Here is a 24,783-nt window from a genome sequence, read left to right as displayed (position 1 = left end):
GACCATTCCGGTCGGCGCGCTTAAAGGAACGATTTAAGGGCCATCCAGGCGGAGATTGCAGAGGCTCAAACCGATGAGCTGCTGGCAGGGATGCAGACTTCGGCATCTCCAACGTCATTGCGAGCACCCCTCCCCCCCGATGCGCACCGTGGCCACGACATCGCCCTAGGCGTGCTTATTGATCGAAAGCAAACCGGCGCCTTCGACAAAATCAACACGTGGATCGCGGACGAAGATGATGCAGCGATGCCAAGCTTCAGGAAAGATCGCCTCAAGAGTTATCAAGCCCTCGTTGAAGCGACCTTCAAGGAACTCCCAACGAAACTAGGTGTCACGCCCACGAAATCTACCCCGGAGTTAAGCGACTGGTGGAAGTTCCTACGCCCGCATCTCACTGACCAAAGCGTCGACAAGCCGCTCGGTTAGACAGACGGAGTACTCAAAAGACTCATCGCCAACCAGATGTCACTGGTGCAGAACCTGAGTGAACTTCGGAACAAAGTCGGGTCGGGCCACGGCAAGGCTCAGCACCCGGCTGTTTGGAGTCATCCCAGACCGTTCTCGCTGTGGACACAACCCACACACTCACACGGTTCCTCGCAGGCCGAGGAACCATCTACCCGATTCCCCGTAAGACCCACCCGCAGCAAAAACCCGGTGAACTGCCCTAAACGCTACGCAGTTGCAGTCCCACTTCCTTGAAATTTGGACACTGTTGGTGGCACGCTCCCCCCTTTAGCGATTTCAGTCAAGGGACAGCCCCAAGGTTGCACCATGGCGCGCAGATGGCTTTGAGCACTCATTCAGGAGCGTCGAGGACTGACCAAATCCCGTCCTTCCGGCACATTGGCGTTCGCGTTCATAAACACACATCCATGCCTCGCCCACCGTGGCCCGGCTGGTGGCCGTTTGACTCGTTCATCCCGCTAAACAGGTCCGCGACGCCGAACCGCGCCAGCGCCAGCCCCGCCGTTGTAATGTTGCGCAGGTCACACCTGGCACATACGCTGGGGGACGCTGCAGCGTGGCAGCAACCTGATGAAAGGCAACACATTGACCACCGAGAAGCTCTCCGTAGTTGTTCGAGTCGACGTTGACGGTGAACAGATCCAGATTGCAGCAACCGGCCGCGTCACCACCTCGAGCCTCCAGGGTCTCTACCCGGTGGTGCAGCGCACCAAGAGCCTTGGTGGCGGCCTGAACGTCGAGATGGACCTTTCCGAAGCCACCGTTGACACCGACGCCCTGGGTGAACTGCAGGTCTACGCAGAGCTCTATGAAGTCCCCATCCGCCTGAACGCCGAGGCGAGCAACGTGACCGAACTGCCGTCCCGTCGTCGCCTGGCTACGGCCGCAGCCTAGAAGGAGAACCCATGCGCAAGGTAACCGCCGGACTGTTCCACTCCGTGGATGGCGTAGTCCAGGATCCGTTCAAGTTCCAGTTCGACAGCTTCGACGAGGACCTGGGCAAGGGCCTAACCAAGATGATCAACACCGTGGATACCGTGGTGCTTGGCCGCGTCAGCTATCAGGAGTGGGCGGGTTACTGGCCTAACGCCACCCAGGACGATGATTTTGCCGCCTTCATTAATCCCGTCGAGAAATTCGTCGCCTCCCGGACCCTGACGGAGCCCCTGGAGTGGGAGAACTCGCACCTGGTCAACGGCCCGCTGGAAGACTTCATCACTGATCTCAAGAACCGCGACGGCGGCGAAATCGCCGTGTGCGGCAGCATCTCGGTGGTCCGTCAACTTCTGTTTGCGGGCATCCTGGATGAGCTGACACTGATGACCCACCCCGTGATCGCCGGAACCGGCCGACGGCTCTTCGAGGACGGCGATCCCCTGCACCGGCTGGTCCTGGAGGATCAGTACGCCACCGGCAAAGGCAACGTGGTCAGCACCTACAGCTTGCGCAAGGACTGAAGGGCCCGACGGCGGGACTCACCCGGGGCGCGCTCAGGCGCGAGGGGGTGTGACCGGCCCGAGGGGGGGTCTACTTTCGGGCCGGCCACACTGTCCGCTCGCGTAAGCGGACGAGCGCACCTCCGGACCACAGACAAACCAGCGGCCGGGGTTATTGCGCGGTGACCGGCCGAGGAGGGGGGTCTCAAGTCCTCATAGGCCGTGGCTGCTGTTCTACATCCGAAATGCGCTCTGCAGCCTGTCACTACTTAGTAGTGGCGCGACCCAGGAGAACGTGTCGTGGTCTACATCACTTTCTTTGGAATTCTTTCCCGAACACCAGCATCCCGCCACCAAGCCAGCCTTGCCCACAATTAGTAAGCATGCTTATGGTAGTACGGATATGAGCCTGGACTGACGGCAAGGGCAAGGGGAGAATCCGTGGCAATGACCGAGGTGGCTGACGGCGTCCATCGCTTCTCCGACGCTTACGTAAACTTCTACGTCGTGGAGGGCCGCGACGGACTCACCCTGGTGGACTCAGGTTTGCCCGCCATGTGGGGGCCCCTTGAAGACTCACTCAAAAGCCTCGGCCACAGTCTCCAGGATATTCGCGCCCTGGTCCTCACCCACGCGCACTTTGACCACCTGGGCCTCGCCCGGCGCCTGCACCAAGAGCTAGGAACACCGGTCTGGGTCCATGCGGAGGACTCGTATATCGCCAAGCACCCTTACCGCTACAAGCACGAGCGTTCCCGCTTCATCTTCGCATTGACCCATCCGCGAGGACTACCTGTCATGGCCGCCATGACCCGTGCGGGTGCACTCAACGTTAAGGGGGTTGAGGAGATCCGCCACTTCCCGGGGACGGGCGCGCTCCCGGTTCCCGGGAGCCCGGAAATCATTTTCTCCCCCGGCCACACCAGTGGCCATTGCGGGCTTTTTCTTCGCGAGCGCGGCATCCTCTTCAGTGGCGATGCGCTGGTTACCCTGGACCCCTACACCCAGAGGACCGGACCCAGAATAGTTGCCGGAGCTGCGACGGCGGACAGCGCCCTGAATCTCGCGTCGCTCAAACAGCTCGCGAAAACCCGGGCAACGCTGGTGCTCCCCGGGCACGGTGAGCCATGGACCCGGGGCATCGAGGAGGCAGTAGCCATCGCCAGGGCAAACGGCCCGGCCTGAGATGCTACTTTTTCCCGGCCTTCAGATCCGTGACAACCTTGGCGATGCGACGCGCGCGCGTCTCTTCAGTCTTGGCATCTGCAATCGGCTCAACGTAACGCCGCTGCGCACTGTAATTGAGCGTTGCGTAGAAGGCCTTCGCATCAGGCTCGCCATCCAGGGCCGCAGCCAGGTCGGCGGGGACTTCCACCACCCGCGGCTCGTTATCGACCTCAAGGCCGACTTCGACCGTGTCACCCGCGGCAGCGCCAGTGAGTTGCCGGTTCGCCGCACTGACGCCAACCATGTACTTCCCGCCCATGACTGCGATGCTGCTGCGATAGCTCCGGCCATTTATGGTGACCACCACGGGCGGCTTCCTCCCGGCACCCAACGCCTCCACAACACTGGAGGGGATTTCAATACCGGCCTTGTTGCCATCGCCCACGATGGTGGTTGTGAAGTGCATGACCCCAGTATGCCGTCGCCCATCAGTGGACGCACTCCATCAGTAGTACTAGGTTTCACATAACGCCCAACCCAAGGAGAACAGACATGGACGAGCAGGATCTTCTGGAACGAATCCAGGCACTGGTGGAAGAAGAGCACCACCTCCGTGACGCCTCTGCAGCGAGCGGAGGCACGGACGAGGAAAGCAGCCGTGCGCGCCTGGCCCATTTGGAAGCCCAGTTGGACCAGTGCTGGGACCTGTTGCGCCAGCGCCGCGCCAAGAAGGAGGCCGGGGAGAACCCCGACGACGCCGAGGCGCGCCCCATCAGCGAGGTGGAAGGCTACAGGCAGTAGAACTGCCTGCCATCAGGCGCCCTCAAGCACCTGGCTGGTAGCCCACGCCAAGTACTTGGCGGCGTTGGCGACGGCGTCGGCCACGTCCGGTACGCCGTCCTTCCGCTGCGCAACGTCCAGCAACTGCGCGGCCGCCACGATCCCGTGCTTCGCCAGCTCTTCGGGTGTTACGGTGATGCGTCCAGCGACGGCGATGACCGGAATCCCGTGCACGCTCGCGGCGTCGGCCAGCGCAATGGGCGCCTTGCCAGTGAGCGACTGCTCATCCATGGACCCTTCGCCGGTGATCACCAAATCGGCCTCACCCAGGTGCGAAGCGAGCCCCGTCAGCCCCGCCACCAGCGCGAAGCCGCCTTCCAGCGCGGCATCAGTGAAGGCGAGGAACGACGCCGGGAACCCGCCGGCCGCTCCAGCCCCCGGAACGTTCACGTCGCGGCCGGCTGCTTCCCGGAGCAGGGAAGCCCAGTTGCGGAGGCCGGCGTCGAGCTGTTCAACGGCATCCTCATCTGCGCCCTTTTGGGGACCAAAAACGTGCGCGGCGCCTTCCGGGCCATACAGCGGGTTTTGGACGTCGACGGCGATGCGGAACTTCACGGCCGAAAGCCGTGGATCCAGCGCTGAAACATCCAAAGCGGCGACGTCGGCCAGGGAACCACCGCCCAGCGGCACCACATTCCCTGCCGCATCAAGGGGCTTGAGCCCCAGTGCACGCAAGGCGCCGCTGCCGCCGTCGGACATCGCTGAGCCGCCCACACCGAGCACGATCTCGGTAGCGCCGGCGTCCAAAGCCGCGGCGATGAGCTGCCCACAACCATAACTGTGTGCGCGCAGCGAGTTCTCCGGGGTAGGTTCCATGTGCGCCAAACCCGAGGCCATGGCCGTTTCGATGACGGCGGTCACACCACCAAACGAGTCTTTGCGAAGTGCCCAGGAGGCCCCCACGGGCTTGAGGATAGGTCCAACCACGGCGTTGTTCCGCTCCTCATAGCCCGCGGCAATGGCTGCATCAAGGGTGCCTTCGCCGCCGTCGGCCACGGGGAATTGGGTGGTCACGGCGTCGGGGTAGACGCGCAGGGCGCCTTCGGCCATGGCTGACGCGGCTTCGGCGGCGGTCAGGGATCCCTTGAACTTGTCCGGGGCGATGAGGATACGCATGGGTCCATCTTGCCAGCTTTCATGGGAAAGCGCTTCCCGAGCCTGTAACACTGCCATTCAAGCGCGAAAGCGCGATCCGAGTGAAACGGGTGCGAAGACCCGGGGATCAACCGTTCAAGACACGGACGGGGTCCCCAGCGAGCCAAGCCTTCACGTCCTCGAACGCCTCGCCGTAGAACTTCCGATAGCTCTCGTGCGTCACGTAACCCACGTGGGGCGTGAGGACTGTCCGCGGGGAGTGGAGCAGGGCATGCCCGGCAGGCAGGGGTTCGTCCTCAAAGACGTCCAGGGCCGCTCCGCGGATCCAGCCCTCCTCCAAGGCCCGGATCAGGGCCGCCTCATCAACCAACGGGCCACGGGCAGTGTTGACCAGCACTCCGTCCGGACCCAGGAGCCGCAGTTCCTCAGAGCCAACAATGCCTTCGGTCCGTTCGGAGAGCCGCAGATGCAAGGTCACGATGTCCGACTCGCTGAACAACTCCTCCTTGCTGACGAGCCGGGCGCCAGCGGACCCGGCAGCTTCGGCCGTGAGGTTCTGGCTCCACGCGAGCACGTCCATCCCGAACGCTTTGGCGTACCCGGCAATGCGCTTGCCGATTTTGCCCAGCCCCACGATTCCCAGCGTCTTGCCTTCAAGTTCGAATCCGACCCCGGCCTGCCATTCGCCAGCCCGCAGCGAGTTCTCCTCCACAGGCAGGTTCCGTGCGAAAGCGAGCAGCAGGGCCCAGGTCAGCTCCGGCGCCGCGGCCGGTGATCCGCCCGTCCCGCAAACCACGATGCCCCGTTCTGCCGCAGCCTCCAGATCGATCGCGGCGTTGGCCATACCCGTTGTGACCAGCAGCTTCAGGTTGGGCAACGCATCCAGGGCAGTCTGCGGAAAGCGTGTCCGCTCGCGCATCGCCACGATGATGTCGAACGGCGCCAACGCGGCCACGGCCTGCTCCTCCGAGACGAAAGGCGCGCTGAAAACGCTGACCTTTACGCCGACGTCGAGCAGTGAATCCCATGGGGCGTAATCCCCGGCAACCTGCTGGTAATCGTCAAGAATGGCCAAACGGTACTCGGACACGGGAATCTCCTCAGCTCGCATGCTGGACGCGTAGCACCAGCCTCTCACGCCAAGCTTCTTTCATGGACGCTGTCCGTGTAGCCCTCGCATTGGGAACGCAAAGATTCTAACGTTGTAAAAGAAACGTCGCCGCCACTCCGAAGGAGCCACCTTGACCGATTCAGTGATCCCCAAGCCGGAACATCCCCGCCCCCAGCTTCGCCGGGACAAATGGATGAACCTCAACGGCACATGGGGTTTTGAGATCGACGCCGGCGACTCCGGTTGGGAGCGAGGGCTCGCCAACCGCGAACTCAACAGCAAGATTCTGGTCCCATTCGCGCCGGAATCGGCGCTGTCCGGCATTGAGCACGTGGATTTCATGGAAGCCGTTTGGTACCGCCGGGCGGTGACCATCCCGGACGACTGGGCGGGGCACAACGTGCTGCTTCATTTCGGGGCCGTGGACCACGACGCCACCGTCTGGGTCAACGGGGTCGAAGTCGCGCGGCACCGGGGCGGCTTCACGCCATTCACGGCCGATCTTGGGGGCGTTGCCGAGCCAGGAACAGACGCGGTCATTGTTGTGCGGGCGCGGGATTCACGGCATGAAATGCAAGCCCGGGGCAAGCAGGCCACCTGGTACAACAACACGCATTGCCAGTACACGCGGACAACGGGCATCTGGCAGACCGTGTGGATCGAGGCAGTTCCCGAGGTCTACATCAAACGCCTTCGCATGACCCCCAACCTGGCGGATGCGAGCATCACGCTGGAAGTTCCCATCAACCGCAACCGGGACGGCCATGTGGTCACTGCCGCACTGAGCAGTGACGATGTGCGGGTGGTGGCTGAAACCAGAGCGGATCTGGACCTTACGCCGTCGATCCGGCTTACCGTTCCCGCAGACTCCCTCCGGCCGTGGTCGCCAGAGGACCCGTTCCTCTATGACCTTGAAGTCAGCGTGCTGGACGGTGACGGCGAAGTAGTGGACCAGGTCAGCAGCTATGCCGCCATACGTTCCGTGGCCTTGGACGGAAAGGTTGTCCGGATCAACGGCGAGGCGGTCTTCCAACGGCTGGTTCTGGATCAGGGCTACTGGCCGGAGTCCCTCATGACATCACCGGACGACGCCGCCTTGATCAAGGACATCGAATTGTCCAAGGCCGCAGGATTCAACGGAGCGCGCCTTCACGAGAAGGTCTTTGAGGAGCGCTTCCTGTATCACGCGGACCGCCTGGGCTACCTGGTGTGGGGAGAATTCGGCGATTGGGGCGTCTCAGGCGCAGGCACCATCGGCCACAACCAGAAACCCACAGCCAGCTTCGTGGCCCAATGGTTGGAGGTCCTCCAACGCGACTTCAATCACCCATCCATCATCGGCTGGTGCCCCCTCAACGAGACCCATCAGGTCCTGCACGACCGCCTCACCGTGCTGGACGACGTCACCCAGGCCATGTTCCTTGCCACCAAGCTCGCCGATCCCACACGGCCTGTCATTGACGCTTCCGGTTACTCCCACCGCATCCGGGAAACCGACATATACGACTCCCACTCCTACGAACAGGACCCGGACCGGTTCCGCCTGGAACAGCAGGGGCTTGCGGACGGAAAGCCCTACATCAACAGGAAGGCCGACGGCGAGGAGTACTCAGTGCCCTACGCCGGCCAACCCTACTTCGTCTCGGAATTCGGCGGAATCTGGTGGAACGAGACCGAGGCCCGGCTGGCAGCTGAGGCGGCGGGCACCGACGTCGAGAGCTCATGGGGCTACGGCCAGCGGGTCAGCAGCGTCGAAGAGTTCTACACCCGCTTCGACGGACTCTGCTCGGTACTGCTGGAAAACCCTGACATGTTCGGCTATTGCTATACCCAGCTAACGGATGTTTTCCAGGAGAAGAACGGCATCTTCAACTTCGACCGCAGCAGCAAGTTCGATCTGGAAAGGATCCGGGCCAGCCAAGCGCGCCCGGCAGCCATCGAAACCCGCGGGAAGTGAGCGAGCGTCCCGGGGAAGCCCTAGGGATGTGAGCGAGCGCCTGTAGTCCACCGACGCTCGGTCACACCCATTGGCCGCGACGGATCAGGACTTCCTTCAGAAGGTCCAGGCGGTCGGACACGATCCCGTCCACGCCGAGGTCCAGGAGACGCTCCATCTCCGCGGAATCATTGATGGTCCATACGTGCACCTGCCGGCCCACGCGGTGTGCCCGCCGAACAAACCCAGCGGTGACCACCGGCAGGCGGCCGTAACGGACAGGGACTTGGAAAACGTCGACGCCGGAGAGCAGCTTTCGCGTCCACGATGCCGGCAGAACGGGGCCAAGGAGGACGAACAGCGCGGTCAATGAGCTACCGGCGGAGGAAGCCACTGGCCGGGACAACTTTGCCAGGACGGCACGGCGGCGCCTGTCCGAGAAACTGGTCACCAGGACGCGCTCGTGGATCCCGTGCGTCTCGATCGCCGAAGCAAGGGAAGGGACGGAGTTCCAGTCCTTCACATCCAGGTTCAAGCGGGCATGCGGCAGGGCCGAGACCAGCTCATCAAAGGTGGGTACCGGCTCCACACCACCGATGCGGGCCTTTGCCACTTCGGCTGCGGGCAGCTCTGAAATCTTCCCGTTAGAGTCGGTGACGCGGTCCAGGGATGGGTCGTGGAAGACCAGCAGCACGCCATCCGCGGTGGTGTGCACATCGGTTTCCAGATGCACCGTCCCGAGCTCCACTGCAGCCTTGAAGGCAGCCATGGAATTCTCCAGTCCCTCCCGGGAAAAACCGCGGTGAGCCAGGGCCAAGGGACCTACCGAACCGTCTTTGCGAAGGAAATAGGGCAGCGTCACTCCCGTAGCGTAGCCCATCGCACAGACGGGCCTAGCCCTCCTGCTGGAGCACCGCCGTCGTTTGCGGAACGATCTCCACGCCGTCGCTGACGTGGACCAGCGTCCGTCCGCGACCGCCGTCGAGCTCCACCCAAACCGCGGTGGCGTCGCCGGTGACGGCGTCCACCACACCGGCCGATTCGTAACCGGGCGTCAGCTTGAGGCTTACGCGGTCCCCTTGGCGCAGCGAGCGCCAGTGGTGATCGGGTTCAATGCGCCGCAAAGGCGCGGTATTGAAGTCGTTAATCCGACGCTTAGCCATGATTCCCCCTGCATACTCAACCGAACAGATAGCCGTGCGAACGGGCCTTGGCTGGAAGCCTACGGCGGCAAGTTGAACGCTGGTTGTATGGAGGCTGGGAACTCGGTGACACCCGGGGACTGACAAACTAGGGACATGACTGTGTTGATCGCCGGCTGCGGCGACCTTGGAACCGAAGCCGGGCTGCGTTTCGTGGCAGCGGGACACCGGGTAGTGGGCCTGCGCCGCTCCCCCGAAAAGCTTCCGCCGGAGATTCAGGGCATCCGCGCGGACCTGTCCGAAGAACTGCCGGAACTGCCCACGGATGTGGACATTGTGGTGGTGGCGGTCGCGGCCGATGCCTCCACCGAAGAGGCGTACAGGGCGGCCTACCTGAATGGTGTCAGGAACGTGCTGGACGCGCTGGAACGGCAGTCGATCGAGCCCAAGCGCATCCTGTTCGTCTCATCCACCGCAGTGTACAAGGACTCCGGAGGAGCTGTTGTGGACGAGTCGACGCCCACCGAGCCCACGAGGTTCAGCGGAAAAGTCCTGGTGGAAGCCGAAGAACTGCTCTTCGCCCGGACGGCCGGGGCTGGCACCCGGGCCATCTCCCTGCGGCTTGGCGGCATCTACGGACCGGGCCGAACCCGTCTGATCGACCAGGTGCGGTCCGGCAAGGCTGCCATTCCAGCACAGCCCAAGCACACCAACCGCATCCACCGTGACGACGCTGCCGCCACGATCGTCCACCTCGCCAGCATGGAACAGCAGCCAGAGGACGTATATCTGGGCGTGGACAACGATCCGGCAGAATATGGCGACGTGCTCCGCTTCCTCGCCGCCGAGTTGCGGCTCCCGGAACCACCCGAAGGACCAGCGAACGACGGCGGCGCGGGAGACAAGCGCTGTTCCAACCGACGACTGAGGTCCACGGGCTTCGTCTTCACCTACCCCGGCTACAAAGAGGGCTACCGGGCGATCCTGGCCGGCGAGGGTGTCCGGCACCCATGAGGTGGGCGCCTTGGCGGTTCGGAGCCCAGTTCCGGCAATGACGGGATACCGTGCGCTGCTGGATTCCCCGCCTCGACCGAAACTAGACCCGCTGCTCCGTCAGCTTCGCCTCAAGAACCTGGGCCACGCCGTCGTCGTCAAAGTGCGGGGCCTGCTGGCCGGCGGCGAGGATGGCCTCCGGGTGTCCGCTGGCCATCGCGTAACCGTGACCGGCCCAGCGGAGCATCTCGATATCGTTGGGCATGTCCCCGAACGCCACAACATCGGCTGCTTCAATCCCCAGCGATTCTGCGTATTTGGCCAGCGTCACGGCTTTATTGATGCCCGGAACGGACATTTCCAGCATCGCCGTCCGGGGTGCCGAATGGGTGGTGGAGACAAGGTGGGCAACAGCCGGCTGCACCTCGGCGAGGAACTCGTCCGGCGTACCTTTGCGGGTAATCGCCAGGAACTTTACGACGGCGTCATCCGCCGTGAGCGTCTCATCCAGCGGCTTGGGCGTGAACTCGGCAAGGAGCTCGCTGGTTTCGTTTTCAATGAAGCCCGGCTCCAGCTGGAAGCCCGTGAGGGTCTCCACCGCGAACAGCGCATCCGGCCTGAGTGACTTGATGATCCGACGCGCTTCAAAGACAGATTCGGGCTCAAGGACGCACGATGACAGGGCTTTCCCAGTTTCCAGGTCCCACACCACGGCACCGTTGGAACAGATCACGATTCCGCTGTGTCCCAGCTGCTCCTGGAGGGGGTAGAGCCACCGCGGCGGACGGCCCGTAACGAACACCAGTTCCACCCCTGCGTCGCGGCACGCCTGGAAGGCCTTGATGGTCCGATCGCTGATTTTTCCGTCGTGGCCGAGGATGGTTCCGTCAATATCGCTTGCTACGAGCCGCATCATGCCAGTCTACGTTGGAGCGAACAGGCGTCCGCGCCCGATCGGCCCCCCACATTTCCGAAACCAAGAGCATAGGCTGGGTTGATGAGTGAGAAGACCAGCGAAGTCGAAGAACACAGCACCCGGGGAGCATACGTCACAGGCGGTGAGTTCACCCGGGACACCAACTACATCGAGGACCGCATCACCCGCGATGGTGCTGCCGGACCGAACGGGGAACGTGGATGGCCCGTGGAGCCAGGCCGCTACCGCTTGATTGCCGCGCGCGCCTGCCCCTGGGCCAACCGCTCAGTGATCGTTCGGCGGCTCCTGGGTCTCGAAGACGTGATCAGCCTGGGACAACCCGGCCCCACCCACGACGCCCGGTCCTGGACTTTTGATCTGGACCCGGACGGAAAAGACCCTGTGCTGGGCATCGAGCGGCTGCAGGAAGCCTTCTTCCGCCGCTTCCCCGACTACCCCCGCGGCATCACGGTCCCCGCGATCGTCGACGTTCCCAGTGGACAGGTAGTGACCAACAACTACCCGCAAATTACTTTGGACTTCTCCACGGAGTGGACGGAGTTCCACCGCCCCGGGGCGCCCCAGCTGTACCCGGAGCACCTGCGGGAAGAAATCGACCAGGTCAACAAGCGCGTCTTCACCGAGGTCAACAACGGCGTCTACCGATGCGGTTTCGCCGGCTCACAGGAAGCATACGACGCCGCCTACACCCGCCTGTGGACGGCCATGGACTGGCTGGAGGAACGGTTGTCGACGCAGCGCTACCTCGTGGGCGATTCCATCACCGAGGCCGATGTCCGGCTGTTCACCACCCTTGCCCGCTTTGACGCCGTCTATCACGGCCACTTCAAGTGCAACCGCAACAAGCTCAGCGAAATGCCGGCGCTGTGGGGCTACGCCCGGGACCTGTTCCAGACACCCGGCTTTGGGGACACCATCGATTTCGTGCAGATCAAGCAGCACTACTACATCGTGCACGAGGACATTAATCCCACGCAGATCGTCCCTGCAGGCCCGGACTTATCGGGCTGGCTCACACGCCACGGCCGGGAAGCCCTGGGCGGCCGCCCCTTCGGAGAGGGCACCCCGCCCGGACCAGTCAAGGCCGGTGAGGAAGTGGCACCCGGGCACGGGGCCGGCTAGCGGCTACGCCGGCCCGTGGTTCAGTTCGGCCCGGGTGGGCGGATTGGCTCCTGCCCGCGACACCGTGATGGCGGCCGCGCGGGTTGCATGGTCCATGATCGCAGCAAGCGTTTCTGCGGGCATGGCGCGCAGTTCCTCACGGTTCTGTGCGCCGTCCAGCCCGTGATCCACAATGGCGGACAGCAACCCTGCCATGAACGAATCCCCCGCGCCCACGGTGTCCACAACGTCCACTGAGGGAGCCTGAACCTGTGTTTCCCCTGCCCGGGTAATGCCCCAAGGGCCACGTGCACCCCGCGTCACCACTACCAAGGCTGGACCTTCTTCGCCGCCCAAGGACAGCCAGCGACGCGCGGATTCGCTCGGGTCCACGCCCGGGTACAGCCACTCAAGGTCCTCGTCCGAGGCCTTCACGACGTCGGCCAGTGCCACGAAGCGCTCGGCTTGCGCCCGCGCGTACTCAACATCCGTGATGATGCTCGGACGGCAGTTGGGGTCAAAGCTGATGGTGCTGCCGGGGTGGGCCTGCTCGACGGCGGCAAGAACCTCCGCGGCGCCCGGCTCCAGGAAGGTCGCAATGGAACCCGTATGCAGCAACGTGGCACCCTGCAGCATCAGCGGCAACCGTCCGGCGAGTCCAGGCAGTTCCCAGGCGAGGTCGAACGCATAGGTGGCGGCGCCGTCGTCGTCGATCTGGGCGGTTGCCACGCTGGTTGGCTTCTCGTCCGGCGGCAGCGGGACCATCACGGAACTCGACCTCAAGTGGGCAGCAACGGAGTCGCCGTAGGCGTCCCTGCCGTAACGCCCGATGAACTGCACGGGGTGGTCCAACCGGGCCAGTCCAACGGCAACATTGAGCGGACTGCCGCCAACGTGCGCCTCAATTCCAGAGGAGCGTTGGACAACGTCTACCAGGGCCTCGCCTATGACTGTCAGCATGGGTCAACTCTGCCAGAGGAGAACCGCCGCGGCACAACAATTACGTGAGCAGCCGTTGCACCAATTCGCGGCACTTTTTGTACGCCACGGCCTTGGGGTCGATGAGGTCGAAGTGATCGCCCGGAACCCGCAGCAACTGGGCCGAACTTCCCGCCGCCGTGGCCGCGGCAACATAGGCCTCGGACTGGCTCGCAGGGACGTCCTCGTCTTCCGTGGCGTGCACGGCATATACGGGAACGTTGATGGGCAGCAAACTCATGGGATCGGCGTATTTATGCCGTTTGGGGAATCTAGCTGAGTCGCCGCCCATGAGGTTGCAAACGGCGCCGTTGCTGAGATTGAGTTTCTCCGCGGCTGCCAGGTTCAGCAGGCCCGACTGGCTCACTACGCCGGTCAGGTGCACCGCGTTGGCCTCCGCTGCACGCTGGAGCTGACGGTCGGCGTCAGAGGCTCCGATGTCGGAGAGCCGGTGCCGGCCCGCAGCCCAAACCGCCAGGTGTCCGCCGGCTGAGTGGCCAAGCGCCACGACTTTGCCGAGTTGGAGGTCATGGTCCGGGGCTATCTGCGACAGATGGTCGATGCCCGCCAGGATGTCCTCGAAAGTATGGGGCCAACCACCGCCGTTGCCGGCCCGCCGGTATTCAAGATTCCAGGCAGTAATGCCGTGCGCTGCAAGGTCCCGGGCCAGGGGCTCGCCAAGCTCTGCGCCGTACTGGGAGCGCCAGTAGCCGCCGTGGATAACAACGGCGATTCCACCGGCGACAGCTGATGCGCCGCGATGGTTTCCGTTATTCGGTTCAGGTATGAAGAGTTCGCCCCACTGACTGGGGTGTTCGCCGTAGCTGTACTTGTGCCGCAACATTGCGCCCTCCTTTGTACTGAGCCTATCGTGACGGTTCCGGGGTTTGGCTAGAGGCACCCCGACGGCGGATGGCCGGGTTAGTGTCGCACCCTCCCCGTAAGCTGGGGACATGGCAAGCAATTGGGACAGCCTGGACCAGGCCCAGCGGGATGCAGTGGACGCGAATGTGGCACTGTATGAGCGCGTTCGCCCTGCCCTGAAGCGGGTCACGCGCGATGTCCTGCTCACTTTGAGGGACATGTTGAATGACGCCGAGGTGACTCCGTTGTTTGTCACGGGCCGGACCAAAACGGTGGAGTCGTTCCGTGAAAAGATCTCCCGCACGGATGATCCCCTTGAGCCGGGCGGCCCGCGTGTCCTCAAGTTCCCGGACCCCTTCCGCACCTTGAACGACATGGTGGGTATCCGCGTCATCACCAAGCTGCCGGCCGAAAACGCCGCGGTTGCCAATATCATCAAGCGGCAGCGCCAGCTCTTCGATTGCCGGGGCGACCGCGAGAAGGACATCGGTTCAATCGAGTCCGGAACCTACGGATACTCCAGCCGGCACCTCATCCTGCGCACCATCCAGAATGAAACGGTGAAGGAGTACCAGCACGTTTTCAATCCGGACATGCCCGCCAACGGCAGTTACTTCTTCGAGTGCCAGATCCGCACCGTGTTCGCCCACGCCTGGAGCGAGATCGAGCACGACATCCGGTTCAAGGCCGAAGACCCACGTGCCTGGACGCCGCACTTCGACCGCCAGTTCACGGCTACGGCAGCCATGCTGGAAACAGTGGAGAGCGCGTTCGCGGACCTTCACGAACGGTATGAGGAAGTGCGGAGTTACTGGGACCTCGACGGCGAGGGCGCATCGCCGCTGACGCCCAACCGCGTCCGGGACGTCTGGCGCACCCTCCTGCCGCACGTTGACCGTAAAGTTGACGATGACTGGGGATGGGCTGCCGAGCTGCTTGCCGCCCACGGCCTCACCAAGACCGTGGAACTTGCAGGGCTTCTCAGCGCCAACCGGATCACCGAGGTCCGCAAAGCCCTGGACCACCGGTACTCCCCCGGCCCCGACCGCCTCCTGGACGACCTCCTGCTGTGGCAGTACGGAACCGAACACATTGATCTCACCGCTGAGGCGCCCGACGTCGTTCCGCACCCGCGGCGCGACAGCCTCCAGCGGCGCCTTAAGCAGATTGAGCGTTACCGCCAGACTGCACTTTAAGGAACCATGACCTCCGCGCAAACCGTGACCCCTGAGCAACTCATGTCGCTGAGGGCCACCCTCCGCTCGCCCCGCCGCCTCCTGACGGAGTCCCTGGCAGGACTCGTGGTGGCGTTGGCCCTGATTCCCGAGGCCATCGCCTTCTCCGTGATCGCCGGCGTTGATCCGCGGATTGGCTTGTTCGCTTCCTTCACCATGGGTGTCGTGACGGCGCTGATAGGTGGCCGTCCCGCCATGATTTCCGCCGCTACTGGTGCTGTGGCTCTGGTGATCGCCCCTGTCATGAAGGAGCATGGGCTCGACTACTTGATCGCCACGATCATCCTTGCTGGTGTCTTCCAAATCATCCTGGCAATGCTGGGGGTCACCCGGTTAATGCGTTTCATCCCGCGCTCAGTCATGATCGGGTTCGTCAACGCCCTGGCCATTTTGGTGTTCATGTCCCAGATGCCCGAGCTGTTCAATGTGCCGTGGATGGTCTATCTGATTGTCATTGTTGGCCTGGTCATTGTGTTCGGCTTGCCACGCCTGACTACAGCCATTCCCGCTCCGCTGGTGGCCATTGTGCTGATCACTTTGGTCACGGTGCTTGGAGGAATCGACGTCCCCACGGTAAGCGACAAGGGCGAACTCCCGCACAGCCTTCCGGGCTTCTTCCTCCCCAACGTTCCCCTCAGCCTCGAGACGTTCCAGATCATCGCTCCCTTTGCCCTGTCAATGGCTTTGGTAGGCCTGCTGGAGTCGCTCATGACCGCCAAATTGGTAGACGACATCACGGACACCCGCTCCAACAAGACGCGCGTTTCGTGGGGCCAGGGCGCAGCAAACATTGTCACGGGCTTCCTCGGCGGCCTGGGTGGTTGTGCTGTGATCGGCCAGACGATGATCAATGTGAAGGGCTCGGGTGCGCGGAGTCGGCTCTCGACTTTCCTGGCTGGTGTGTTCCTGTTGATCCTCGTGGTTGTGCTCGGCGATGTGGTGGGCATGATTCCGATGGCTGCACTGGTGGCCGTGATGATCTTCGTTTCGCTGATCACTTTCGACTGGCATTCCGTCCGGCCCTCAACTCTGGGGCGGCTGCCCAAGTCCGAGACCGTCGTGATGGTCTTGACTGTTGCCGCTGTAGTGGCGACGCACAATCTGGCGGTGGGTGTCGGCGTCGGCGTCTTGACCGCGATGGTTCTGTTTGCGCGCCGGGTGGCCCACTTCGCGACTGTTGAGCGGACCGAGCTGGACCTGAACGGTGAAAGAGTGGCCACGTACACAGTGGATGGTGAATTGTTCTTTGCTTCGTCCAACGATCTCTACACCCAGTTCGACTATGCGAAAGATTCCTCAGACGGCATAGATCGAGTGATCATCGACCTCCACGGTTCGCATATCTGGGATGCGTCTTCAGTGTCCGTGCTTGATTCCGTGAGTGAGAAGTACCGTAACCATGGGCGTGAGGTCGAGTTCATCGGTCTCAACGAAGCAAGTGTGCGAATGCGGGAACGGCTGGCCGGGAAGCTTAACTCCTGACCTCCCCACCCAACCAGGATGACGGACGTCTGACATATACGTTCCGCGGGATGTAACGAAGTCGCTCCGCGCATGGGGCAGGTGTGAGCATGGGTGAATGCTTGAGGCAACCAATTCCCAGTCAGAAACCGCGGCCCCGGCAAATCCTGCCCTCGCCGCCGAGGCCAAGATCGCCCGAATCGCCGTCACGGTGTTCCCGCTCCTGGTGGTTCTTGCCGGTGTCCTCGGCTTCCTGATTCCCGATCTTTTCAAGCCGATGGGTGTGGCGGTTCCTTACCTGCTGGGCGTCATCATGTTCTGCATGGGCCTCACCTTGACGCCGCCGGACTTCGCGTCGGTAGCCAGGCGGCCTTGGGCAGTGGCATTGGGCATCGTGGCGCACTACGTCATCATGCCAGGTGCCGGTTGGCTGATCGCTGTGCTGCTGCAGCTTCCGCCCGAACTGGCAGTGGGCTTGATCCTTGTTGGTTGTGCGCCGTCCGGTACGGCATCGAATGTCATGGCGTTCCTGGCCAAGGGCGATGTTGCCCTGTCTGTTGCCGTCGCCTCCGTTTCCACGTTGATCGCGCCCCTCGTGACACCCGCCCTCACGCTGTTCCTGGCCGGTTCGTTCCTCCACATCGACGCCGGTGCCATGGTGCTGGACATCGTTAAGACTGTCCTTTTGCCGGTCATCGCCGGCCTTCTCGCCCGGCTGTTCCTCTCGAAGCTCGTCGCGAAGGTGCTTCCGGCACTTCCTTGGGCGTCCGCCGTCGTAATTTCGTTGATTGTTGCCATCGTGGTTGCCGGTAGCGCAAGCAAGATCGTGGCCGCTGGAGGCATCGTGTTCCTGGCAGTTGTCCTCCACAACGGCTTCGGTCTGGGCCTCGGCTACCTGGCCGGCAAGCTCGGCCGCTTGGATGACAAGGCCCGCCGGGCCCTGGCGTTCGAGGTGGGCATGCAAAACTCCGGACTCGCAGCGACCCTGGCCACTGCGCATTTCGGTGCGCTGGCCGCATTGCCGTCCGCCGTTTTCTCGCTGTGGCACAACGTTTCCGGCGCGATCGTTGCAGCCTGGCTGGCGCGGAAGCCTCTGAAGGACTAGCTATCGGCTCGCCTTCAGCTCGCTGGCATGCTGGGCGTACGGGAGTGTAGGCCTCACCTGAGGATCAGGCACAAACTGTCGGGGGAAATTACCTGTGGCTCAAATATTTGGCGTCAGCATGAACATGCCCAACGCCTGCGACCTGAAAAGTTCCTAAAAGGCAATGACGAGGCGAGCTGCACCCGCTTCGTCATTCGTGCCAGGACCTTGGTCGAGCCGTGTGATACTAGGCGGGATTTGTACATCACACATAGTGGGGGAACCATGCCAGAGCGCGCAGAATCCGATGCATCACAGGCCGGGGAACGTGAGGCCGGCGCTCCAGCCGAACCCCAGTTCGGGCTGCGGTCACCCGGGGCATGGGCTCCCCCGGCCAGCCAGTTCCAAGCCGCAGTACCGGTCCATGCAGCCCGTGAAAATGTGCTCCGTGGTGCACTCTTCGCGCTGGCAGTTGTTCCCCTTGGCGCTGCCGCATGGCTGGTGCTGTGGAACATGGGCTGGATGGCATCCATTGTTGCCTTCATCGCCGCTACTGCGGCGGCCCGTCTGTATGTCTTGGGGACCGGTGCAAAAATCAGCCGCCGCGGCGCGTGGGTGGTCGCAGCCATAACGCTCGGGACCGTCCTGCTTTCCTTCTGGGCCGGCATGCTGCTGGACGCAGCAAAATTCCTTGGCGGCGGTTCTCCGCTAACGATGCTGGCCGACGCCGGAACTTGGGACCTGCTCCTATACAACCTTTCCACCAACCGGGACCTGGTCAACGAGTACGCGGTCGATTTCCTGCTTGCATTGCTGTTCAGCGCCCTGGGTTGCTTCTTCACCCTGCGCCAACTGTTCGCCCACACCAGAGGCCGCTAGCCCTAGGGGTGGGCCGACTCCCACCGCTGAAGTCCGACAGATACATCTCACCCGCCAGGGACCTCCCGCTCAAACTGATGGTCAGTTCCGTCCATCAGGCTGGATGCGCGTGGGCGGTAGCGTCGAGCCCGCCCTCCTTTGTAAAGGAAACCTTTCTGTCACCGTCCGGATCGCCTATCCGAAATCCTCCGTGCAACCAACTCAGTGGCGCGCCGCAGTCGTCCCGCGCTGATGCAGCTTCCACGGCGAGGCGACCCGGACGCCGTCGGCCGGTGCAGTTCCCGTCAGGCGGTCGAGCAGCATCCCGACCACTTGCTCGAAAATTGGCTCGGGTCCCACAGTAGTCAGGGTGGGATCGTACTCCTGTCCCTCGGTGGAGTTGCCGACTCCAACGATCTCGATGTCCTCGGGCACTCGGAGCCCTAACCGGAACGCAGCTCGTACGGCCTGCAGGGCTTCCATGTCATCGGTGCAGAGGATGGCCGTGGGGCGGTCCGGCAACCGCATCAGTTCAAGCGCCGCCTGGTACGCCGCCGCGGGGCGATGGTGCGACGTCCGCACCACGGACTCGTCGAGCGTAATCCCCGCCTTTTCAAGCCCACGGACGTAGGCGGCGAAGCGGTTCTTCGGCCGGCCGCCCGGATCGGTCCTGCGAATGCACGCGATCCTTCGGTGCGACGCCGTGAGCAACGCCATGCCGTCGGCCAGCCCGGCCTCGGTCTGGGGAGCAAGGACATCAAAGCCGGCGGGAATCATGGTTTCGGAAATCACCACTTGGGCCACGCCGCGCCGAGCCAGTTCGGTGACAGTTTCATCCTGCGTTTTTGCCTCGGGGAAATAGCCAATAATGACCCCGTCGGCACCACCGGACAACGTAAACTTCCGCCAGTCCTCACCCAAGAGGATCACTGGCTGGTAGCCGTGGTCAGGAAGGATATTGGCCGCCGCTGTGGCCAGCGCCCGGTCCCACGGCCACTCAAGGTTCCCAATCGCGACGGCGACCACGTCAGTTTTACCGCGCCGCATCCCACGCGCAGCCTGGTTGGGTACGTAGCCCAACTCCTTCACAGCTGACAGCACCCGGTCCTGGGTGGGCTGGCTGATCCGGGTGGTACCGCCGTGACGTCCGGAAAGAACGTACGAGACAGTGGTCAGTGACACCCCAGCGGCCGTTGCGACATCGCGAATGGTGGGCTTGGACCCCTTGCTCACGGGCGACTCCTGACAGACGGCGATTTCCTGCACTCTATCTTCACCGGCGTGGACTCCCCTTGACTCAATAGTTGTGAACGTTAACAATTGCGGAAGCCGGCACGTATCAAAAAGGGAAGATTTACTCAATGAAGAACTGGGCAGGAAACCTCGAATACTCGTCCGCGGATGTCCAGCGGCCCACCTCGGTGGAAGAGCTATGTGAGCTCGTGGCCAACGCGACGCAGGTCAAGGCTCTTGGCTCCCGCCATTCCTTCAACACTGTTGCGGACACCCAAGGCACCCACATTCTTCTGGATGCCCTCCCCCAGGAAATTGTCCTCAACAAGGACAAGGGCACCGTGAAGGTCAGCGGCGGCATCAGCTATGGGGCCTTGGGCCGCGCCCTGGAGGAGCAGGGCTACGCCATCCACAACCTCGCATCCCTCCCGCACATTTCAGTGGCAGGTGCCATCCAAACCGGCACGCACGGCAGTGGAGTCAACAACCCCTCCCTGGCCGCCGCCGTCGTGGGTGTGGACCTTGTGCGCGCCTCAGGCGAGCTGGTCACCCTTACGGCTGACGACGACGAATTCCTCGCCAGCGTGGTGGGCGTGGGAGCCCTTGGCATCGTGACTGGACTGGAGCTTGCGGTCAGGCCGAGCTATGAGGTCCGCCAGCGGGTGCTCACCAACCTGTCGTGGGAAGGTGCTCTGGAGAACTTCCAGGCCATCGCATCGAGCGCCTACAGCGTCAGCTTCTTCACGAACTACACGGGAGAGTCCATCCCTCAGGTCTGGCTCAAGGCCCTCGATACCGAGGCTCCGTTGCCTGACCTTTTCGGCACAACTCCGGCGACCACCGCGCTGCATCCGCTGCCGGACATGTCGGCTGAGAACTGCACCGAGCAGCTGGACGTCGCTGGCAAGTGGCTGGACCGGTTGCCGCACTTCCGCCACGAATTCACACCGAGCAACGGTGAAGAACTGCAGAGCGAGTTCCTGCTGCCCCTGGATCAAGCACCCACTGCATTGCAAGCCGTCCGTGGCCTCGCGGAGAAGCTGGCCCCGCTGATGTTCATCTCGGAAATACGTACGATCGCTGCCGACGACTTCTGGCTGAGCCCGTTCTACCAGCAGCAAAGCGTGGCCCTGCACTTCACGTGGAAGCCGCTTCAGTCCGAGGTGGAAGCAGTGCTCCCCGAACTCGAGGAAGCGCTGAGGCCGTTTGGAGCGCGCCCGCACTGGGGCAAGCTCTTCACACCGAGCCAATATGACTTCCCTGCCCTGTACCAGCGGTTCGAGGATTTCAAGGACCTGGTTCAGGCCAATGATCCAACGGGCAAGTTCCGCAACGCCCTGCTGGACAGCGTGCTGGGTGTGAGCGTGGCTTCCTAGTTCGCGGGATGCCCGCTGCGCGGCGACTTGGCAGCGGGCTGGCAACGTCCTACTCGATGTGGGCCAGCACAGCCCCTGCGGTGACCACGCCGCCCGGACCCGAAAGCACCTCCGACAAAGTGCCGGTACGGTGCGCCGGTACCTGGGTTTCCATTTTCATGGCCTCGAGGACAACCAACGGGTCACCGGCGGCCACGGTTGCTCCGGGTTCCACCAGCCACTTCACCACTGTGCCGGCCATGCTGGAGACGAGGGCGGATTCGGCAAGTGAATCACCGGAACCGGGTGCAGAACCCGGCGTACCGGCCAATCCCGCAACTGCCGGAAGTCCCTGTCCCGAGCGCGCCCAGCCATCCAACAGATCCGCAGGCAAACCCACGGCAAGCCGCTTGCCATCCACGTCCACGGTGATGGTCCGGCGTTCTCCGCCCGGAGCCACCGCGCTGTAATCGGGGTCCACAGGAATCTGGTCCGCGAAGTCGGTCTCGATCCAACGCGTGTGGACACGGAGTCCCGCCTCTGAGGTGAAGTCGTCCGCTTGAAGGACTGCACGGTGGAAGGGCAGAACCGTAGCGAGGCCGGTGATGTTGAACTCGTCCAGGGCTCTCCGTGCACGGCGCAAGGCTTGCTGGCGGTCCGCTCCCGAGACGATCAGCTTGGCCAGCAGGGAGTCGAACTGTGGCGGAACGCTCGATCCTGCCCGCACTCCGGTGTCCACACGGACCCCCGGCCCCGTAGGCACTTCAAAAAGCCCAACTGTGCCCGGTGAGGGCAGGAATCCACGGCCCACATCTTCGGCATTAATTCTGAACTCGAAGGAATGCCCGTTCGCAATGGGGTCCTCGGTGACGCTCAGCGGCAAACCTGCGGCGACGCGGAACTGCTCCTGAACCAGATCAATGCCGGCGGTTTCCTCGGTGATGGGATGCTCCACCTGAAGACGCGTGTTGACCTCGAGGAAAGCCACCGCTCCGTCTGCTGAAACCAGGAATTCCACCGTCCCTGCGCCGTAATATCCGGCTTCGCGAATAATTGCCTTGGAGCCGTCGTAGATCTTTTGCCTCTGCGTATCGCTGAGGAACGGTGCCGGCGCCTCTTCCACGAGCTTTTGGTGACGCCGCTGAAGCGAGCAGTCACGGGTCCCCACCACGACGACATTGCCGTGTTTGTCTGCGACGATCTGGGCTTCCACGTGGCGCGGCCGGTCCAAATACTGCTCAACGAAGCACTCACCCCGGCCGAAGGCGGCTACCGCTTCGCGGACGGCCGAGTCAAAGGCTTCCTCCACTTCCGCCAGTTCCCGGACCACTTTGAGCCCGCGTCCACCCCCGCCGAACGCGGCCTTGATGGCCATCGGCAGCCCGTGTTCTTCGGCAAATGCCCGTGCTTCCGCAGCCGAGGATACGGGCCCGTCGCTGCCAGCCACCAGGGGAGCTCCCGCCCGCACCGCAATCTCACGGGCGGTGATCTTGTTGCCCAACTGGCGGATCGACTCCGGCGAGGGACCGATCCACTCAAGTCCGGCGTCGAGAATTGCCTGGGCGAAGTCCGCGTTCTCGGAGAGGAATCCATACCCCGGGTGAACGGCATCAGCACCGGAGCGGGCGGCTACGTCCAAGAGCTTCCCGATGTTCAGGTACGTATCAGCGGGGCTGTTTCCATCCAGACTGTAGGCTTCGTCGGCCGCTCCAACGTGCATGGCATCGGCGTCAATGTCGGCGTAGACGGCAACTGATGAGATGCCGGCGTCATCGCAGGCTCGGGCGACTCGGACGGCGATTTCGCCGCGGTTCGCGATCAGGACCTTGCGCATCAAATTCTCACTTTTCTGGGGTGGTGGTGAAGTCTGGGGTTTCGGAGACAAGACGGAAACGGATCCGGCCGCCGATGGGGACCTGGGCGGCCAAGTCCAGTTGTTCGTCGCGCACCACGCCGATCACCGGGTATCCACCTGTGATGGGATGGTCGGCGAGGAACAGGACGGGCAGGCCGGCGGGCGGGATCTGGAGGGCCCCGGCCATGGTCCCCTCACTGGGAAGCTCACCTTCGCGGGTTCGCTTCAGCGGAGTCCCGTCCAACCGCATCCCTACCCGGTTCGACTGCGGCGTGACGAGCCAGTCCTGGCCTGTCAGTGCGTCGAGGGCAGCCTGGTCGAACCAATCGGCGCGTGGGCCGGGGACGACATCGAGCACCGTGACGCCTTCACCGGGAAATTCAGGTTGCAGCTCAGGACTGCCGACGGCGGTTGATTCAGTTGCGTCGCCGGCGGCAATCTCTTGGCCGACAACCAGCGGCGCCGGCCCAATACCGGACATGGTGTCAGACGACCGGCTTCCAAGAACCTCGGGCACGTCCACTCCGCCGCGGATTGCCACATAGTTCCGGAAGCCCGACTCGGGAGCTCCCAAGGTGAGGACTTCGCCGTCGAGCAGTGCGAACGGCTCGGCCATGGAGACGTTCCGCTGGGCACCCGGCTGGCCGACGCCGTCGTCGTCGGATTCAACCCGCGACGGCGACTGGATACTCAGGCTGGTGGGCGCACCTGTGACGGCAAGGACTTGGTCGCCGACGGCTTCCACTGTCAGCCCACCGCCGACAGACTCGATGGCTGCGGCTGAGGCGGCATTGCCCACCAGGCGATTGGCCCGGCGCAGCGAAGCCCGGTCCAAGGCGCCCGCAGCCGAGACACCAAGCGGGCCGTATCCGCGCCGGCCGAGATCCTGGATGAGGCTCTGGGCTCCGGGGGTAAGGATGCGCAGGCCAGGGCCCGTGTGGTGGTCTGACTCGGCCTCGGAGTTGTGGGCCGCTGACGTGACCACCTCCCGCACCGCCCGGTACTGCACCCGGTCCCCGGGCCTCACAAGCGCCGGCTGGGGACGATCCAGATCCCACATCCGTGCCCCTGTCCTGCCGATCAACTGCCAACCGCCCGGGGAACGGCGCGGGTAGACAGCGGAGTACTGACCGCCCAAGGCAACGGACCCGGCGGGAACTGCCGTCCGCGGCGACGATCGACGGGGAACCGTGAGGACCTCGTTTTCACCCACCATGTAACCAAAGCCAGGCGCGAAGCCCGCGAAAGCAACGGTCCAGGTCTGGCCCGTGTGCGCGGCGACAACGCCCTCGACGCTGAGTCCGGTCAGCTCCGCGACGTCGGCGAGGTCATCGCCGTCGTAAACGGTGTCGATGACCACCAAGCCGGAGTCAGTGACCACCGGGGCCGTAAGTTCCAGCTCCATGAGCCGGGCTCCGATGGCGCGGGTTGCCGCGGCAGACTCACCCACCACCATCACAGTCTCCGCCGCAGCAAGGACGTCCACCTGCCCCGGCAAGGGGGACCTGTACAACATGTCCTGCAAGGCGAGCACGTCCTGCAGTCCATCCAACTCGGCCAGGACGGCACGGGTACCCACGGGCCTGACGGAACGGACCCTTTTGGCAGTGGTGGTTTGCATAGCGGTTTCCATG

At 63.4% G+C, this 24,783-nt stretch carries 25 protein-coding genes; 14 read left to right on the top strand and 11 right to left on the bottom strand.

Going from position 1 to position 24,783, the window contains the following annotated elements; all coding sequences use genetic code 11:
- Window positions 1-171: 171 nt before the first annotated feature.
- The 5 genes from AB0N72_RS09890 to AB0N72_RS09870 all read left to right on the top strand — a co-directional run bounded on the left by AB0N72_RS09890 (window position 172) and on the right by AB0N72_RS09870 (window position 3,089).
- Window positions 172-426, top strand: a complete 255-nt coding sequence (locus tag AB0N72_RS09890) for a hypothetical protein (protein ID WP_363932470.1) — start codon at window positions 172-174, stop codon at window positions 424-426.
- Window positions 427-450: 24 nt separating this feature from the next.
- A complete protein-coding gene (locus AB0N72_RS09885) occupies window positions 451-702 on the top strand; it encodes a hypothetical protein (protein WP_363932656.1) in 252 nt (83 codons plus the stop codon).
- Window positions 703-1,038: 336 nt separating this feature from the next.
- On the top strand, window positions 1,039-1,362 hold the full coding sequence (locus AB0N72_RS09880) for a hypothetical protein (RefSeq protein WP_363932469.1): 324 nt from the start codon (window positions 1,039-1,041) through the stop codon (window positions 1,360-1,362).
- An 11-nt stretch (window positions 1,363-1,373) separates the two neighbouring features.
- Window positions 1,374-1,925: a dihydrofolate reductase family protein gene (locus AB0N72_RS09875; protein WP_363932466.1), complete on the top strand. Its 552-nt coding sequence runs from the start codon at window positions 1,374-1,376 to the stop codon at window positions 1,923-1,925.
- 426 nt (window positions 1,926-2,351) lie between these two features.
- Window positions 2,352-3,089, top strand: a complete 738-nt coding sequence (locus AB0N72_RS09870) for an MBL fold metallo-hydrolase (RefSeq protein ID WP_363932653.1) — start codon at window positions 2,352-2,354, stop codon at window positions 3,087-3,089.
- A gap of 4 nt (window positions 3,090-3,093) precedes the next feature.
- Here the strand turns inward: AB0N72_RS09870 and AB0N72_RS09865 are convergent, their stop codons facing one another.
- A complete protein-coding gene (locus AB0N72_RS09865) occupies window positions 3,094-3,537 on the bottom strand; it encodes a YdeI/OmpD-associated family protein (protein WP_363932465.1) in 444 nt (147 codons plus the stop codon).
- Window positions 3,538-3,623: 86 nt separating this feature from the next.
- Here AB0N72_RS09865 and AB0N72_RS09860 point away from each other — a divergent pair, with 86 nt between their 5' ends.
- Window positions 3,624-3,872 carry a DUF2630 family protein gene (locus tag AB0N72_RS09860; protein ID WP_363932463.1) on the top strand — a complete coding sequence of 83 codons (249 nt, stop codon included), beginning with the start codon at window positions 3,624-3,626 and terminating at the stop codon, window positions 3,870-3,872.
- Window positions 3,873-3,884: 12 nt separating this feature from the next.
- Here the strand turns inward: AB0N72_RS09860 and AB0N72_RS09855 are convergent, their stop codons facing one another.
- Window positions 3,885-5,027 (bottom strand): glycerate kinase, encoded by a 1,143-nt coding sequence (locus AB0N72_RS09855; RefSeq protein ID WP_363932460.1) that lies wholly within the window; start codon window positions 5,025-5,027, stop codon window positions 3,885-3,887.
- A gap of 106 nt (window positions 5,028-5,133) precedes the next feature.
- Window positions 5,134-6,096, bottom strand: a complete 963-nt coding sequence (locus AB0N72_RS09850) for a D-2-hydroxyacid dehydrogenase family protein (protein WP_363932458.1) — start codon at window positions 6,094-6,096, stop codon at window positions 5,134-5,136.
- 214 nt (window positions 6,097-6,310) lie between these two features.
- Between AB0N72_RS09850 and AB0N72_RS09845 the strand changes: the two genes are divergently transcribed.
- Window positions 6,311-8,074, top strand: coding sequence for a sugar-binding domain-containing protein (locus tag AB0N72_RS09845; protein WP_363932651.1), 1,764 nt, complete (start codon window positions 6,311-6,313; stop codon window positions 8,072-8,074).
- Between the two features lie 61 nt (window positions 8,075-8,135).
- Here AB0N72_RS09845 and AB0N72_RS09840 read toward each other — a convergent pair whose 3' ends face one another.
- Both AB0N72_RS09840 and AB0N72_RS09835 read right to left on the bottom strand, forming a co-directional pair.
- The gene (locus AB0N72_RS09840; RefSeq protein ID WP_363932456.1) at window positions 8,136-8,933 is read right to left on the bottom strand and encodes a glycerophosphodiester phosphodiesterase; all 798 of its coding nucleotides are present in this window, start codon (window positions 8,931-8,933) and stop codon (window positions 8,136-8,138) included.
- A gap of 13 nt (window positions 8,934-8,946) precedes the next feature.
- Window positions 8,947-9,216, bottom strand: coding sequence for a hypothetical protein (locus AB0N72_RS09835; RefSeq protein ID WP_363932454.1), 270 nt, complete (start codon window positions 9,214-9,216; stop codon window positions 8,947-8,949).
- Window positions 9,217-9,351: 135 nt separating this feature from the next.
- Here AB0N72_RS09835 and AB0N72_RS09830 point away from each other — a divergent pair, with 135 nt between their 5' ends.
- On the top strand, window positions 9,352-10,209 hold the full coding sequence (locus AB0N72_RS09830) for an NAD-dependent epimerase/dehydratase family protein (protein WP_363932451.1): 858 nt from the start codon (window positions 9,352-9,354) through the stop codon (window positions 10,207-10,209).
- Between the two features lie 82 nt (window positions 10,210-10,291).
- On the opposite strand, the gene AB0N72_RS09825 is transcribed toward AB0N72_RS09830, so the two are convergent.
- Window positions 10,292-11,101 (bottom strand): HAD family hydrolase, encoded by an 810-nt coding sequence (locus tag AB0N72_RS09825; protein WP_363932448.1) that lies wholly within the window; start codon window positions 11,099-11,101, stop codon window positions 10,292-10,294.
- An 84-nt stretch (window positions 11,102-11,185) separates the two neighbouring features.
- Between AB0N72_RS09825 and AB0N72_RS09820 the strand changes: the two genes are divergently transcribed.
- Window positions 11,186-12,247 (top strand): glutathione S-transferase family protein, encoded by a 1,062-nt coding sequence (locus tag AB0N72_RS09820; RefSeq protein ID WP_363932446.1) that lies wholly within the window; start codon window positions 11,186-11,188, stop codon window positions 12,245-12,247.
- A gap of 3 nt (window positions 12,248-12,250) precedes the next feature.
- Here the strand turns inward: AB0N72_RS09820 and AB0N72_RS09815 are convergent, their stop codons facing one another.
- Window positions 12,251-13,186, bottom strand: coding sequence for a carbohydrate kinase (locus AB0N72_RS09815; RefSeq protein WP_363932443.1), 936 nt, complete (start codon window positions 13,184-13,186; stop codon window positions 12,251-12,253).
- A gap of 40 nt (window positions 13,187-13,226) precedes the next feature.
- Window positions 13,227-14,048 carry an alpha/beta hydrolase gene (locus tag AB0N72_RS09810; RefSeq protein WP_363932441.1) on the bottom strand — a complete coding sequence of 274 codons (822 nt, stop codon included), beginning with the start codon at window positions 14,046-14,048 and terminating at the stop codon, window positions 13,227-13,229.
- A 109-nt stretch (window positions 14,049-14,157) separates the two neighbouring features.
- Here AB0N72_RS09810 and AB0N72_RS09805 point away from each other — a divergent pair, with 109 nt between their 5' ends.
- The 4 genes from AB0N72_RS09805 to AB0N72_RS09790 all read left to right on the top strand — a co-directional run bounded on the left by AB0N72_RS09805 (window position 14,158) and on the right by AB0N72_RS09790 (window position 18,727).
- A complete protein-coding gene (locus AB0N72_RS09805; protein WP_363932440.1) occupies window positions 14,158-15,264 on the top strand; it encodes a RelA/SpoT domain-containing protein in 1,107 nt (368 codons plus the stop codon).
- A gap of 24 nt (window positions 15,265-15,288) precedes the next feature.
- The gene (locus tag AB0N72_RS09800; protein ID WP_363932649.1) at window positions 15,289-16,785 is read left to right on the top strand and encodes a SulP family inorganic anion transporter; all 1,497 of its coding nucleotides are present in this window, start codon (window positions 15,289-15,291) and stop codon (window positions 16,783-16,785) included.
- Between the two features lie 97 nt (window positions 16,786-16,882).
- On the top strand, window positions 16,883-17,869 hold the full coding sequence (locus tag AB0N72_RS09795) for a bile acid:sodium symporter family protein (RefSeq protein ID WP_363932438.1): 987 nt from the start codon (window positions 16,883-16,885) through the stop codon (window positions 17,867-17,869).
- 264 nt (window positions 17,870-18,133) lie between these two features.
- Window positions 18,134-18,727 (top strand): hypothetical protein, encoded by a 594-nt coding sequence (locus AB0N72_RS09790; protein ID WP_363932436.1) that lies wholly within the window; start codon window positions 18,134-18,136, stop codon window positions 18,725-18,727.
- A gap of 201 nt (window positions 18,728-18,928) precedes the next feature.
- On the opposite strand, the gene AB0N72_RS09785 is transcribed toward AB0N72_RS09790, so the two are convergent.
- Entirely contained in the window at window positions 18,929-19,939 is a 1,011-nt protein-coding gene (locus AB0N72_RS09785) for a LacI family DNA-binding transcriptional regulator (RefSeq protein ID WP_363932433.1), read from the bottom strand.
- Between the two features lie 128 nt (window positions 19,940-20,067).
- Here AB0N72_RS09785 and AB0N72_RS09780 point away from each other — a divergent pair, with 128 nt between their 5' ends.
- On the top strand, window positions 20,068-21,315 hold the full coding sequence (locus AB0N72_RS09780; RefSeq protein ID WP_363932431.1) for a D-arabinono-1,4-lactone oxidase: 1,248 nt from the start codon (window positions 20,068-20,070) through the stop codon (window positions 21,313-21,315).
- A gap of 49 nt (window positions 21,316-21,364) precedes the next feature.
- Here the strand turns inward: AB0N72_RS09780 and AB0N72_RS09775 are convergent, their stop codons facing one another.
- Both AB0N72_RS09775 and AB0N72_RS09770 read right to left on the bottom strand, forming a co-directional pair.
- Window positions 21,365-23,128, bottom strand: coding sequence for a biotin carboxylase N-terminal domain-containing protein (locus AB0N72_RS09775; RefSeq protein WP_363932428.1), 1,764 nt, complete (start codon window positions 23,126-23,128; stop codon window positions 21,365-21,367).
- Between the two features lie 7 nt (window positions 23,129-23,135).
- Window positions 23,136-24,782 (bottom strand): 5-oxoprolinase/urea amidolyase family protein, encoded by a 1,647-nt coding sequence (locus AB0N72_RS09770; protein ID WP_363932427.1) that lies wholly within the window; start codon window positions 24,780-24,782, stop codon window positions 23,136-23,138.
- Window position 24,783: the final 1 nt, after the last annotated feature.

The sequence above is a fragment of the Paenarthrobacter sp. NPDC089307 genome, from assembly GCF_040685055.1.
Taxonomy (GTDB): Bacteria; Actinomycetota; Actinomycetes; order Actinomycetales; family Micrococcaceae; genus Arthrobacter.
The sequence above is the reverse complement of the archived record's forward strand: the minus strand, read 5'-3'. Positions and strand labels throughout refer to the sequence as shown.